11 protein-coding genes are annotated in these 13,162 nt (G+C 61.4%); 5 read left to right on the forward strand and 6 right to left on the reverse strand.

What is annotated here, in order from left to right; translation table 11 throughout:
- Positions 1 to 12 precede the first annotated feature (12 nt).
- The 4 genes from ssuC (at position 13) to ACNAZS_RS26165 (ending at position 4,841) form a co-directional block, all read left to right on the forward strand.
- Positions 13 to 894 carry an aliphatic sulfonate ABC transporter permease SsuC gene (gene ssuC / locus ACNAZS_RS26150; protein WP_415793515.1) on the forward strand — a complete coding sequence of 294 codons (882 nt, stop codon included), beginning with the start codon at positions 13 to 15 and terminating at the stop codon, positions 892 to 894.
- A gap of 69 nt (positions 895 to 963) precedes the next feature.
- The gene (locus ACNAZS_RS26155) at positions 964 to 1,836 is read left to right on the forward strand and encodes an ATP-binding cassette domain-containing protein (RefSeq protein ID WP_415793517.1); all 873 of its coding nucleotides are present in this window, start codon (positions 964 to 966) and stop codon (positions 1,834 to 1,836) included.
- Positions 1,837 to 1,925: 89 nt separating this feature from the next.
- A complete protein-coding gene (locus tag ACNAZS_RS26160; RefSeq protein ID WP_415793499.1) occupies positions 1,926 to 2,141 on the forward strand; it encodes a TOBE domain-containing protein in 216 nt (71 codons plus the stop codon).
- Positions 2,142 to 2,309: 168 nt separating this feature from the next.
- On the forward strand, positions 2,310 to 4,841 hold the full coding sequence (locus ACNAZS_RS26165) for a mechanosensitive ion channel domain-containing protein (protein WP_415793500.1): 2,532 nt from the start codon (positions 2,310 to 2,312) through the stop codon (positions 4,839 to 4,841).
- On the opposite strand, the gene ACNAZS_RS26170 is transcribed toward ACNAZS_RS26165, so the two are convergent.
- From ACNAZS_RS26170 to ACNAZS_RS26195, 6 genes are read right to left on the reverse strand one after another with little or no spacing between them, the layout of a single operon-like run.
- Entirely contained in the window at positions 4,838 to 6,235 is a 1,398-nt protein-coding gene (locus ACNAZS_RS26170) for a M20 family metallopeptidase (RefSeq protein WP_415793501.1), read from the reverse strand. The genes ACNAZS_RS26165 and ACNAZS_RS26170 overlap by 4 nt on opposite strands.
- The gene (locus ACNAZS_RS26175; RefSeq protein WP_415793502.1) at positions 6,232 to 7,206 is read right to left on the reverse strand and encodes an ABC transporter ATP-binding protein; all 975 of its coding nucleotides are present in this window, start codon (positions 7,204 to 7,206) and stop codon (positions 6,232 to 6,234) included. The genes ACNAZS_RS26170 and ACNAZS_RS26175 overlap by 4 nt, the downstream gene beginning before the upstream one ends.
- Positions 7,206 to 8,183, reverse strand: a complete 978-nt coding sequence (locus tag ACNAZS_RS26180) for an ABC transporter ATP-binding protein (RefSeq protein WP_415793503.1) — start codon at positions 8,181 to 8,183, stop codon at positions 7,206 to 7,208. Before ACNAZS_RS26180 ends, ACNAZS_RS26175 begins: the two co-directional genes overlap by 1 nt.
- A gap of 1 nt (position 8,184) precedes the next feature.
- Complete coding sequence (locus ACNAZS_RS26185; protein WP_415793504.1) at positions 8,185 to 9,090, reverse strand: ABC transporter permease; 906 nt, start codon at positions 9,088 to 9,090, stop codon at positions 8,185 to 8,187.
- A gap of 3 nt (positions 9,091 to 9,093) precedes the next feature.
- Positions 9,094 to 10,011 (reverse strand): ABC transporter permease, encoded by a 918-nt coding sequence (locus ACNAZS_RS26190; RefSeq protein ID WP_415793505.1) that lies wholly within the window; start codon positions 10,009 to 10,011, stop codon positions 9,094 to 9,096.
- A 45-nt stretch (positions 10,012 to 10,056) separates the two neighbouring features.
- Positions 10,057 to 11,649, reverse strand: a complete 1,593-nt coding sequence (locus tag ACNAZS_RS26195; RefSeq protein WP_415793507.1) for an ABC transporter substrate-binding protein — start codon at positions 11,647 to 11,649, stop codon at positions 10,057 to 10,059.
- Between the two features lie 386 nt (positions 11,650 to 12,035).
- Between ACNAZS_RS26195 and ACNAZS_RS26200 the strand changes: the two genes are divergently transcribed.
- Positions 12,036 to 13,088: a serine hydrolase domain-containing protein gene (locus ACNAZS_RS26200; protein WP_415793509.1), complete on the forward strand. Its 1,053-nt coding sequence runs from the start codon at positions 12,036 to 12,038 to the stop codon at positions 13,086 to 13,088.
- Positions 13,089 to 13,162: the final 74 nt, after the last annotated feature.

The following is a 13,162-nucleotide window of genomic DNA, read 5'->3' on the forward strand; positions in this document are numbered from 1 at the left end:
AGGACGGCAGCGGTGAGGACGGCAGCAACGACGACAGCGGCGGCCGCAACGACAGCAGCAGCGAGGACAACGGCGTCGACGACACAAACGGCGAGAGCGGCAACGACAAGGGCGGTAACAACAACGGCGGTAAACGTCGCGCGCCGCTTATTGCCCTGGTTGGTGCCGTTGTTGATTTTAGTCGTATGGCAGGTCTCGTCGGAGCTGGGATGGCTGTCGTCCCGAATTTTGCCGGCGCCGTGGGCCGTGGCCAAGGCGGGTTGGACGCTCGCGGCTACGGGAGAGTTGTGGGAGCACCTGCGTATTAGCGCTTTGCGCGCCTGGTGGGGCTTGCTGCTGGGCGGTGGATTGGGGCTGGCGTTGGGTTTGTTGAATGGCGCGTCGCGTCTGGCCGAAACGCTGCTGGATACGACGTTGCAGATGATCCGCAATATTCCGGTGCTGGCGCTGATTCCACTGGTGATTCTGTGGTTTGGAATCGAAGAGGTGGCAAAGCTGTCGTTGTTGTCGCTGGGCGTGTTTTTTCCCGTTTACCTGAACACCTTTCACGGTATTCGTTCGGTGGATCCGGCGTTGATCGAGATGGGGCGCTCGTACGGGTTGTCGGGCTGGGCGCTGTATCGCGATGTGATTTTTCCGGGCGCGCTGCCGTCGATCCTGGTGGGCCTGCGTTTTGCGTTGGGTCTGGTGTGGGTGATCTTGATCGTGACGGAAACGATTTCGGCGCAATCGGGTATTGGCTATATGACGATGAATGCGCGTGAGTTTTTGCAGACGGACATCGTGTTGCTGGGCATTCTGCTGTACGCGGCATTGGGCAAGGTGGCGGATGTTTGTGCCCGTGGGCTCGAGTCGCGTCTGCTGCGCTGGAATCCGGCGTATCGCCCCGCCTGATGTCAACCATGTCTTTGGGAGCCGAGGATGTTTTTGAATACGTATGAGTGGGAGTCGCCCGAGGCGTATATGACGTCTCGGATCAATGAGGCCGAGCGGGAACGCGAAGGCGAGGATACGGTCGCGGCGGCGCAGCCACCGGTGCGCGTCACGCTCAAGGACTTGAACAAGCATTACGGCGAGCGGCATGTCCTGAGGGGACTCAATTTGGCGTTCGCGCCGGGCGAGTTTGTCGCGATCGTCGGGCGTAGCGGTTGTGGAAAAAGTACGTTGCTGCGCTTGCTGGCGGGGCTGGAAAGCGCGACAGCCGCCGACGGTCATCGGCGCGCGAGCGGCGCGATCCGTCTTGATGATCAGGTACAGGATGGCGCGGATGACCGTGTCCGCATGATGTTTCAGGATCCACGACTGTTGCCGTGGAAGTCGATTTTGAGCAACGTCGCTATCGGTACACCGGCAAGTCAGCGCGGCGAGGCCGCATCGGTGTTGCGGCAGGTCGGGCTGGGCGAGCGGGGGCAAGAATGGCCCGCCGCGTTGTCCGGTGGCCAGAAGCAACGGGTGGCGCTGGCGCGTGCGCTGTTGCATCGACCCGGTTTGTTGTTGCTGGACGAGCCGTTGGGTGCACTGGATGCGTTGACGCGGCTAGAGATGCAACAGTTGATCGAAGACCTGTGGCAGCGCGATGGGTTTACCGCCGTCTTGGTGACGCACGATGTGAATGAGGCCATCGCCCTGGCGGACCGCGTCATTGTGATCGAAGAGGGCCGCGTGATCCTCGATCAGCGGATTGATCTGGCGCGACCGCGGCAACGCACGAGTCCGGCGTTTGCGGCCCTGGAGGCACGCGTGCTGAACGCGGTGCTGGATAAAGAACAGGAGCCGCAGGGCAACCGGCCGCTGGCGCCCGTGATTTCCATTGGCCATTTGCGGCTGGCGGTGTAGGTGGGGCGTCGACGCTGCTGTCCGGGCGCGGCAACGGCTCGCTAACTGAACACGTACGGGTTACGTACTGATAAACAAGGAGCAGGACAATGAGCATTCAATCGATCAACGCCCGCAATCAATTCCGCGGCCGTATCAAGGAGATCATTCTCGGACCGGTCGTGTCCGAGGTCGACGTGGAGACCCCGGCGGGTATCGTGACGTCAGTGATTACCACGCGCTCGGTCAAGGAGCTGGATCTACAAGTCGGCACCGAGGTACTGGCGTTCGTCAAAGCCACCGAGGTATCGGTCGCCAAACTGTAAGGCAGGCCAATGAAGCAGTCCTGGGTGTAGTGATGCCGCACGCATGTGTGGTTGTCTACCTGTTGCAATGACCTATATCATGCGGGAAACGCCCCAGTCATTGGGGCGTTGCGTTGTTGCGGCCGGCGCGTCAGTGGCCGCACACCGTCTCATTAAGGAGACCGCCACGTGGGTTCGCACGTCCGCACCACCCCATTCCTGGATATGAACAATAATCCGGCGCTATCGCGCGCACGGTGGGTCATACCCTGGTTGGTGCAGCTATGCTGCGCCGTGGGTTTGTTGTGGATCGTGGGCCTGGGCAATGCCGCGCAGGCGGTGACGCTCCCGGGGCTGTCGGCGGCGAAACCGGCGGCCGAGAGTCCGGCCAAGGCGACGCCTGCGACGGAGCTGACCCCCGCCGCCCTGGCGGATATGCTGGCCGATCCGGCGACTCGCGACAAGCTGATTGAACAATTACGGACGCAGGCTGCCCCGGCGGCGTCCGCCAATGCTGAACAGGAGGCGGCGGCGCAGCCGTCGCTGCCAACGCGTATCGCCCAGGGTACGCAGGACTTTGTCGCGGACATGAGCACGAATGCCCAGACCGCGGTGGATGAGCTACGAGGCGTGCTGGGGGGCCAGGGGATGGACCCCGGGAGACGCGAGCGGCTGATATCAACGCTATTGGGCCTGGCCATTGTTGCGGCGACGAGCGTGGTGGTGTTTGGTGTGCTGCGCGCGATCGCGTCCTATGCCTATGCCCGGATTGACCGTTGGGCGGCGCAACCGCCGCCGCCGCCGATTCAGGGGCCGTTGCGCGCAAAGGCCGGGATCGTGGTGGTTCGCCGTGCTGGCGCGATGTTCGGCGCGTTGCTGATTGATCTGGTCATTGTGCTGCTCGCCGGTCTGGCAGGGTATGGGATGGCGATGACGGTGGCCGAGCCGCGTGGCGGGATCACGACCGCCCAGTCGCTATTTGTGAATGCGTTTGTGGCGGTGGGGGTCACGCGGGCCTTGATCCGCGGCGTGTTTTCGACGCGTTACCCAACGTTGCGTCTGTTTACGATGGCCGACGATGTGGCCAGCTATTGGAACGCGCGGCTGGGTAATATCGCGGCCGTTATTGGCTATGGCTTGTTGGTGGTAGAGCCGCTGGCGCAGTCTCTGCTGTCGCCGGCACTCGGCAAGCTGATGGGGCTGATTATCATGGTGACGGCCTATGTCTATGCCGTACACATTATCTGGCGCAACCGCTTTGTTTTGCGGGATCATCTGAGGCAGCGTGCGCAGCGCATGTCGATCGGCTCGTTCGGGACGGGGTTGCGCCTCTTGGCGCGCACCTGGCATTTGCTGGCGATAGGCTATTTCACGGTGCTGCTGGTGGTCAGTCAGGTCGATACCGATGAGGCCCTGCCGTTCATGGTCAAGGCCACGGTGCAGTCGGCGATCGCGATCGGGGTGGGGACCTCGATCATCCTGGTGTTGGCCGGCCTGTTGTCGCGTCCTATCCGTTTGCCCGAAGACCTGCGCCGCAAGTTGCCTATGCTCGAGGCGCGGGTGAATGCTTATGTGCCGGCGACCCTGCGGGGTTTCGGGATATTAGTGCGTATCGTGGTCGTGCTGTTTGTGCTGGATGCGTGGCGGGTGTTTGATCTGTCGAACTGGATCGTGTCGCCGGCGGGAACGGCGGCGGTGCGGGTGGTGGTCAATGTGGCGATTGTGCTCGTGGTCGCCGCGATTGCCTGGACGGTGATCGCCAGCATCATTGAACACCGGCTCAGTATGCAAGAGGGCACTGCGGTGCCGACGGCGCGCGAGCGCACATTGCTGGCGCTGTTTCGCAATGCGGCGCTGATTTTGATCCTTACCATGACGGTGATGGTGGTGCTGTCGCAGATCGGCGTGGATATCGCCCCGTTGATCGCGGGCGCCGGGGTGGTAGGCCTGGCGATTGGTTTCGGGTCGCAGAAACTGGTGCAGGACATCATTACCGGGATTTTTATCCAGCTCGAAAATGGCATGAACCAGAATGACGTGGTTCAGGTCGCCGGGATTTTTGGCACGGTGGAAAAGATCACGATCCGCTCGGTGGGTATCCGTACGCTGGATGGCGGTTATCACCTGATTCCGTTTTCGTCGGTGGATGTGGTGTCGAACCACATGCGCGATTTTTCGTATCACTTGGGCGAATACACGATCTCGCATCGAGAGAGCGTGGACGATGCCGTACAGCACTTGCGTCATGCGTTTGACGAGATGATGCAAGACGAGCTGCTGGCCGCCGAGGTGCTGGAGGATATCAGTATCCCGGGCGTGACGGCGCTGAACGAAAAGGGCGCGACGATCCGTGTGCTGATCAAGACGACGCCGGGGATGCAGTGGGCGATACAGCGCGGCTACAACCGCCTGGTCAAGAAACACTTCAATGCCGCCGGCATCGAGATCCCGTACCCGCACACCGTGATGTACTTTGGCCAAGACAAGAACGGCTATGCGCCGCCGGCCAATGTATTCATGCAGACTGAACGCCCCGCGACGCACAATGCGCGCGCGGCGGGTCACACGCGGCGCCAGTTGTCGAAAGAGCAGGGCGAGGGATCGGAAGACGTGCTGGGTAATGAACTGGACCGGGTGGTCGAGGACCCGGACGCCGAGGGCGCATCGACCGACGGCGTGGATCCCAAGGCCCCCGGGGATTCGGGGCCGAAGCCGGCTTAGGTTGATTGGCGGGCAGGCGTGCCGCCGTCTCCCAGATCCCAGTACAGCCCGGTCATCAGCGTGAGTGCTTCACGCAGCAGTTCGGGCGGTAAATGCTCGTTGGGCGCGTGCTGCGAGCAGCCGGGGTACGAGTGAGGAACCCAGACGGTCTTCAGGCCCAGGACATCGGTAAAAATGTCGTTGGGCAGGGAGCCGCCCAGGTTCGGCAGGATGGCGATTTTTTTGCCACTGGTTTGTCCGAGCGACGCGACAGCCCATTTGACCCAGGGGTCTTCGGGGTCGATACGCGTGGCCTTGAACATGGTTTCGCGCGTGGTCTGGATCTTGACCATCGGAAAGCCCTGGCGATCCAGGTGACGGCGCAGGGCGGGCAGGAGGCCGTCGGGATCGACGCCCACGACAAAGCGCAACTGGCAACGCGCCCAGGCACGCGGCGGGATGGCGTTGACGGGCGTGTCGGGATTGCCGGTCTTGTAGGCGAGGACCTCGAAGGAGCACCAGCCAAAGACACGCTCGGCAGGAGACAGGCCGGGCTCGCCCCAGTCGGGTTCGATAGTGGGGCCGTCGGCGCCGCCGTCGACTTCGCAGTCGGCCAGGGCACGACGCACGGAGGCGGGTAGCTCGGCCGGCACCCATTCGGGGATGCGTATCTGGCCCGAGGACGACGAGATCGAGGCGATGGCGTGCGCCAATTGAATGCCGGGATTCGAGATCAGGCCGCCCCAGTTGCCGGAGTGATGGCCACCGTCGCGTGCCTCGATGGTGAGATCCACATTCAGGCTGCCACGTGCACCGAGAAAGACGGTGGGGCGCTGGGGACTGAGTCGAGGGCCGTCCGAGGCAATGAGCAGGTCGGCGCGAAAACGGTCTTTGTGCTGTTCGCATAGTTCGCGCAGGCCGGGCGAGCCGGTTTCCTCACCCATTTCGATCAGGTATTTGACGTTAAAGCCGAGCTTGCCGCGTGTTTCGAGTACGAGGCGCAGGGCTTCCATGTTGATGCTGTGCTGCCCCTTGTTGTCGGCAATGCCGCGCCCATACCAGCGACCGTCCCGCTCGGTAAGCTCCCAGGGCGAGAGGCCTTCGTGCCATTCCGGTTCGAGTCCGCGGATCACATCGCCGTGACCATAGCCCAACACCGTGGGCAAGGCGGGGTCTTCGATGCGCTCGGCATAGAGAAACGGCGCGCGCGCTTTGTCGTGGGTGAGCGTTTCACAGGTAAAGCCCATGGCCTCGAAGGCGGGCTGCATTTCGGCGGCCAAGTAGCGGGCCAGCATGTCGGCGCGCTCGGGATTCTGGCTTTCGGTGGGGATCGCCACGCGGCGGGCGATCACGGAACGAAAGGCGCCTGAATCAAAACAGTGCTCGGCGTTGGCAATGGCTTGTGTGCGGCTCATGGTGTCGGTGTTCCTTCGATGTTCGACGACGGGTAAAGATGGCAAGCGACTTGCGCCCGGCCTTGGACTTGCAGGACGGGTCGCTGTTGCTGGCACTGCGGCATAGCGTGCTTGCAGCGTGGGTGAAACGGACAGCCCGACGGGGGATTGATCGGATCGGGAAAGGATAACCCCAGACCCATATCGGGGATACCCAGGCCGGGTTCGGGCGTGAGCACTGAGGCGAGCAGGGCCTGGGTGTAGGGATGGCGCGGTTGATGAAAAAGTTCGGCGGCGGGCGCGGACTCGACGACGCGACCGAGATACATCACGGAGACATGCGTTGCGATGTGCTCGACGACAGCCAGGTTGTGGCTGATGAACACGTACGTCAGGTTGAACTCTTTTTGTAGCGCCATCAACAGATTCATGATCTGCGCCTGCACGGATACATCCAGCGCGGAGGTCGGCTCGTCACAGATGACGATCTCGGGATTCATGACCAGCGCCCGCGCAATGGCGACGCGTTGGCGCTGGCCACCGGAAAGCTGACCCGGTGTGTTATCGGCGAACCGGGCGGGCAGGCCTACCCGCTCGAGCATGTCGATGGCTTTGTGTTGGCGCGGGTTGGCGATGCCCTGGACTTCGAGGGGTAGCGACACGATCGAGGCGATGGTGCGCCGGGGGTTCAGCGAGGAGTAGGGGTCTTGAAAGACAGGCTGCACGCGACGGGCGAGTTCGCGCCGGGTCAGGGCGTGAATGTCCTGGCCCTCGATGGTGACGCTGCCTTGGGTGGCGGGTATTAGTCCCAGCAGGACGCGTGCCAGGGTGGATTTACCGCAACCGGATTCGCCCACGATGCCCAGCACGCCGCCGCGTTCCACATCGAGATCCACGCTGTTGACGGCGTGCAGGGTGCGGCGCGGCTGGAACATGCCGGTTTTGACGGTGAAGCTGCGGCTGACGTCTTGTGCCTGAAGCAAGGGTGGCATCAATGGGCCTCCGTACGAATACAACGCCATTGGCGATGGGGCGACTGATGCAGGGGAATGGTTTGCAGACAGTCGGGCTCGGCATGAGGGCAGCGGTCGTGGAACGAACAGCCCTGCAGGTCGCCCACCAGACTGGGTACCACGCCAGGGATAGTGCCCAATGGCGTACCGGGCGGCGTGCGTCCGGGTACGGGAATACAGGCCAGCAGGCCTTCGGTATAGGGATGGCGCGGCGCCGCGAAAAGATCGGCGACGGGACCTTGCTCGACGATCTGGCCGGCATACATCACGGCGACTTGACGGGCGGTGCGCGCTACCACGCCCAGATCGTGAGTGATCAACACCATGGCAATGCCGAGTTCAGCCTGCAGGTCGGCCAACAGGCGCAAGATCTGCGCCTGGATGGTGACGTCCAGCGCGGTGCTGGGTTCATCTGCGATCAGGAGCTCGGGGCCGCACATGAGCGCCATGGCAATCATGACGCGCTGACGCAGGCCGCCAGACAACTGATGGGGGTATTGACCCAGGCGTTGTCCGGCCGACGCGATGCCGACTTTTTCCAATAGCTCGATGGCCCGGTCGCGGGCCTGAGCGGCACTGGCGTGGCGATGGTGGCGATAGTGTTCGGTAAGTTGATCACCGATGGTGTAGGCGGGGTTCAGCGCGGTCATGGGTTCTTGAAAGATCATGGCCATTTTGTTGCCGCGCAGCGTGTTGATGCGTCCACGACTGGCGCGCGAGAGGTCTTCGCCCAGGACGGCCAGACGCGAGGTACTGCGCTTGGCGGTACGAGGCAGCAGGCCCATGATCGCCAGCGAGGTCATGGATTTGCCGCAACCGGATTCGCCGACCAGGCACAGGGTTTCACCGCGCCGCACCTGGAACGAGATACCGCGCACGGCATGCAGTGCGCCGCGGGGCGTGTCGATGTCGACACGCAGGTCTTGTACGTCCAGCACAATATCGGAGTCGCTCATGTCAGGCTTTGTCCTCGGGCGTCAGCCATTGATGCAGGCCATCGCCGGCCAGGTTGATGGCGAAAATCAGCAGCGCCAGGGCACTGCCCGGAATGGCGATCAGCCAGAACGAAAAGAACATATAGGCCTTGGCCTCGGAGATCATCAGGCCCCACGAGGGCAATGGCGGCTGCACGCCTAGACCCAGAAAAGACAGGGAGGCCTCCAGCAGAATGGCGCTGGCGGCCTCGAGGGTGGCGATCACGATCAGGTGCGGCACGACATTGGGCAGAACCTCGCCACGCACGATGCGCCAGGTCGAGGCGCCGGCCGCTTGTGCGGCCGAGACATATTCCAGCGAGCGAACCTGCTGCGTGGCGCTACGCATGACGACGGCGAAGCGATCCCATTTCAATAACCCCAGTACCAGGACCACGACCCAGAGCGATCCGCCGACGATAGCGACGGTGGCCAGCGCGACGAGGATCACCGGCATGGACAGGCGCGTCGTGACGAGAAAGGACACGACCATGTCGACGCGTCCGCCAAAATAGCCGGCGGCCATGCCGATCGCGGTGCCGATCAAGCCCGAGATCACGGCGACGCTGATGCCGATCAATAGTGATATCCGCGCGCCGTAAAACAGTCGTGACATGTAGTCGCGACCCAACTGGTCGGTGCCCAGGGGATGCAACCACGTGCCTTTCTCGTACCACACAGGCGGAGCGGTGCGATAGGCCAGATCCTGAAAATAAGGGTCGTGCGGCGAGATCCAGGGCGCCAGGAGGGCGATCAGTACGATCAGCAGCAAGATGCCGCCGCCGACCATCAAGGCCTTGTTCTTACGCGCCCGGCGCCATTTCAAGGCCGAGGCGGTCACGGTGACCGGAGGAGCTTCCGCGATGAGGGTCGAGGGTGAGAGCGCCATGATTTACGACACCCGGATGCGTGGGTCCAGCCACGCGTTGGCGATGTCGGACACGAGGGTCAGCAAGACGTACAGCACGGACAGCAACAGCACAATCAATTGCATGACGGGAAAGTCCTTGAAGGTGATGCTTTGATAAGCGAGATAGCCCAGACCATCCAGGGCGAAGACCGTCTCGATCACCACCGAGCCACCCAGCAAGTAGCCCAGTTGCACCGCGGCCAGCGCGACGACGGGAACGATGGCGTTACGCAGGGCGTGCTTGAAAATGACCTTGCCCGCGGGCAATCCTTTGGCGCGCGCCGTACGAATGTAATCCGCCGCCAGCACTTCGATCATGCCGGCGCGGATCAGTCGCATGAACGCGGGCGCGACGTAGTAGCCCAGTGCAATAGCCGGCATTACAAAGTGCTGCCACGTGCCGCTGCCCGATACGGGCAAGATCCGCAGCGAGATCGAAAAGAGCATGATCAGCATCAGGGCAAAGAAAAAGTTCGGCAATGCCTGGCCCAGGACGGCCACAGCCAAACAGATGCGATCCGCAATGCTGCCCTTGTAGAGCGCGGCAATCACGCCAAGCGGGATGGAGATGAGCAAGGCCACGCCCAGGGCACCGAGCCCCAGCATCAGTGTGGTTTTCAGCTTGGACAGGATCAGCGGCCCCGCCGCGGTCTTGAAATAAACCGAGTTACCGAACTCGCCGTTGACGATGTGCCAGAGCCAGTCGGCATATTGGACGACGACAGGGCGATCCAGCCCGTAGGTTTGGCGCACCATGTCGATGTCGGCCTGGCGGGCGCCTTCGCCCGCCAGGGCTACCGCCGGATCTCCCGACAGATGCAGCAGCATAAAGGCCAGGACGGAAACGGTCAGGGCGACCAATACCGCGAGTCCTAACCGCCGGATCATGAATGCAAGCATAGTGACGCTCCGTGTGCTGCCGCGTGGCCGAATGGGCGGTTGGGTTTACTTCCAGCTCATTTCCCAAAAACGAACCAGTTCATCGGGATAGGCCTTGAACTCCACGTCCTTGCTGGCGACGTAATACACCGGCAGCGACCAGAGGGGGACCGCGTACGCGTGCTCGGCGATCATTGTCAGCGCTTCCTTGTAGGCCGCGTTGCGTGCCTTGCTGTCGATGGTGGTGTCGCCCTTGTCCAGGAGTTCGCGTACCTTGGGATCGCGGGTGATATCGTCGTGGCCGAACGAGAAGTACACCGGCGTCGAGGCCGAGACGTCATTGACCAGGTTCGATCCCCAGGTCTGGTGGGTCAACGAGGCTTTGCCCTCGCGGATCAGGTCGCGCATGGCGGCGTATTGCAAGTAGTTCAGCTTGGCGCGTATGCCGACGGCCTGCAGGTAGTTGATGATGGCTTCGGTCTGGTTGCGTTCGCGATAGGCGACGATGCTTGTTTCAAACCCATCCGGATAGCCGGCTTCAGCCAGCAGCTTCTTTGATAACGCGGGGTCGTATTTGTAGACCGGGGCGCCCTCGTCGGTGCAGCCGACTTGGGACGGCGTGCAGATGGTGTTCAGGACTTCGGCGCCTTCGCCCACGATGTTTTTGACGATGGCTTCGCGGTCGATAGCGTGTCCAATGGCTTTGCGTACGCGTTCGTCCTTGAGTTGCGGGGTCGGCGTGTTGTCGAGGCTGTTGATATTGATGAACACGATACGCATCGTGTTCCCGCTCTTGACCTGCAATTGCGGCATGGACTTCAGTTGCTCGGCTTGATCTTTGGGCACATGCATGATGAAGTCTTCGCCGCCCGAGATCACCTCGGCCATCTGGGTCTGGCGATCGGGGATAAAACGGATCTCGACTTTACCGATCTTGGGCTGGGCCTTGGGCGAGTCTTTGAAATAGTCTTTGTTGGCTTCCAGCGTGATGGATTTGCCGGGGATGTATTCCACGACTTTGTAGGGGCCGGTGCCGACCGGCTTGGCGTTCATACCTTGCGGGCCGACTTCGGCGTAGTACTTGGCGGGGTGGATGGCCACGGTCGTGGACAGGTATTCCTTGGCGCCGGGAAAAGGCTCTTTGGTGGTGATCCGTACTTTGTACTTGCCCAGTTTTTCGACCTTGTCGATCCAACGGACGTTTTGTTGGGTGGTGGCTTTGTTTTTCGGGTCGGACACGAAGTTCAGGGTGTAGACCACCGAGTCGGCGTCAAACTCTTCGCCGTTATGAAATTTCACGCCCTCGCGCAGTTCGAATTCCAGGGTCTTGTCGTCGACCTGTTTCCAGCTCTTGGCGAGTTGACCCTTGTATTCGTTGGTCAATGGGTCGCGATACAGCAGCGTGTCCCAGACGTTGGCGGCGATGATGACGCCGATACGTACGTTGTTGTAATAGGGGTCGACGCTCTCGGGGGCCTGGTCGTAGGCCATGCGCAGCGTGTCATCTTGTTTGCCGGCGATGGCGGGCTGCAGGCCCAGTACGGAGCCAGCCAGCAAGAGGGCGGTGGCCAATGTCTTGAGGCGCGGCAACCCGGGACGAGTGGACGATGAACAGACAAAATCCAGCGGTGCAGCGAAACTAACGCGACGTTCAGCCATGATGAGCTCCTGTGAGCGTATCGGTTAAGCGGAAAACTGCGGGTATTGCTGAGACGATTGCCAGACGCCCGGCGTCGGGGGTGATCCGGCGTCGAAATACGTGCCATTAGGCGAAGGGGAAAGCGCTGCTCTACATTGGTTGGTATACCAAATGGTATTTGATTATGCGATCACTATAAGGCAATGAGCTGGGTTTTTTTTATGAGGGAATACCCAAAAGAAGCCTTGTTAGCCCGGAACGTTACGGGTTATCGATGATAGGGAAAATCTGCGTAGCCGTTGCCGGTCTATAGTGTGTTGCGTATGATTTAGTTGAAACGCTATTTTGGTATACCAATCGCGATGGGCGAGCACGCCGGTCGCCCGCCTTTACAAAGAGGGGTTCCATGCAAGACGCATTGATGCAGCAAGCCATCCAGTTTGCACAAGAACACGAGAGCAACTGGGACCGCTCGGTCGATGGTGTATGGGGCGTGCATCAGGGGGACCCCCCGCCATGGAATCGTCTGCTTGGGCCAGTGCACGATCGCGGTCCGAATACGGGTCTGGTGGTGGTCGATGGCAAGACGGTGGCGTCGTGGGGGGAGCCGCAGCGTGCGGATCTGACGTTTAGTGTGGCCAAGATGTATCTGGCGCTGGTGGCAGGTGTGGCGCATGACCGCGGCCTGTTGCCGGATGTCGATGAGCCCGTGCGCGCGCGGGTGCCGGGTATTGGTTTTGATGAGGGCAATAACGCGCAGATTACGTGGCGTCATCTGCTGCAGCAAACGAGTGAATGGGAGGGCGAGCGCTTTGGCGTGCCGGACCAGGTGGATCGCTATCGCGCGGTGACGTTCGGTGCGCCCCCGGGGGGCAAGAAGGGCGATGCGCGACCGCTGCAAAAGCCGGGGACGTATTGGGAATATAACGACGTACGGATTAATCAGTTGTCGTACGCGTTGCTGCATCTGTTTCGCAAGCCGCTGCCGGAGATTTTTCGCGAGGCGATCATGGGTCCGCTTGGTGCTAGCGACTCGTGGAATTGGGTGTCTTATGACAATGCTTGGGTCGAGATCGATGGCGAGTTGATGCCGTCGGTGCCGGGCGGTTCGCATTGGGGCGGAGGTATGTCGATCAGCAGCGAGGATCAGGCGCTGGTGGGTCAAATGCTGCTGAATAACGGACAGGCAGCGGATGGTCGGCAGGTGATTTCGAAGGAATGGCTAAAGGCAATGCGCACGCCTAGTGAGTTGGCGGCTTACTACGGTTATCTGATTTGGCTGAATGATGGCCAGCGTATGTTTCCCAGCGTGCCGGCGTCGAGTTTCTTTGGCGTGGGGGCAGGGAGCTCGTTTACGTGGGTGGAACCTGAGCGTCGTATGGTGGTGATTGTGCGCTGGTTGGATTCGGCGCATGCGGATGCGTTATTTGGGAAGATCTTGGCTGCTGTTGACGGGTGAGTGCTGTTGCAGCGGTGATTTTTTCTTGCTGAGAGGGTTGGCTGTTTAGGCGTTCGTGTCGGGGGCTTCAGGGG

This window comes from Bordetella tumulicola, assembly GCF_965138755.1.
GTDB classification, from domain to species: domain Bacteria; phylum Pseudomonadota; class Gammaproteobacteria; order Burkholderiales; family Burkholderiaceae_B; genus Bordetella_A; species Bordetella_A tumulicola.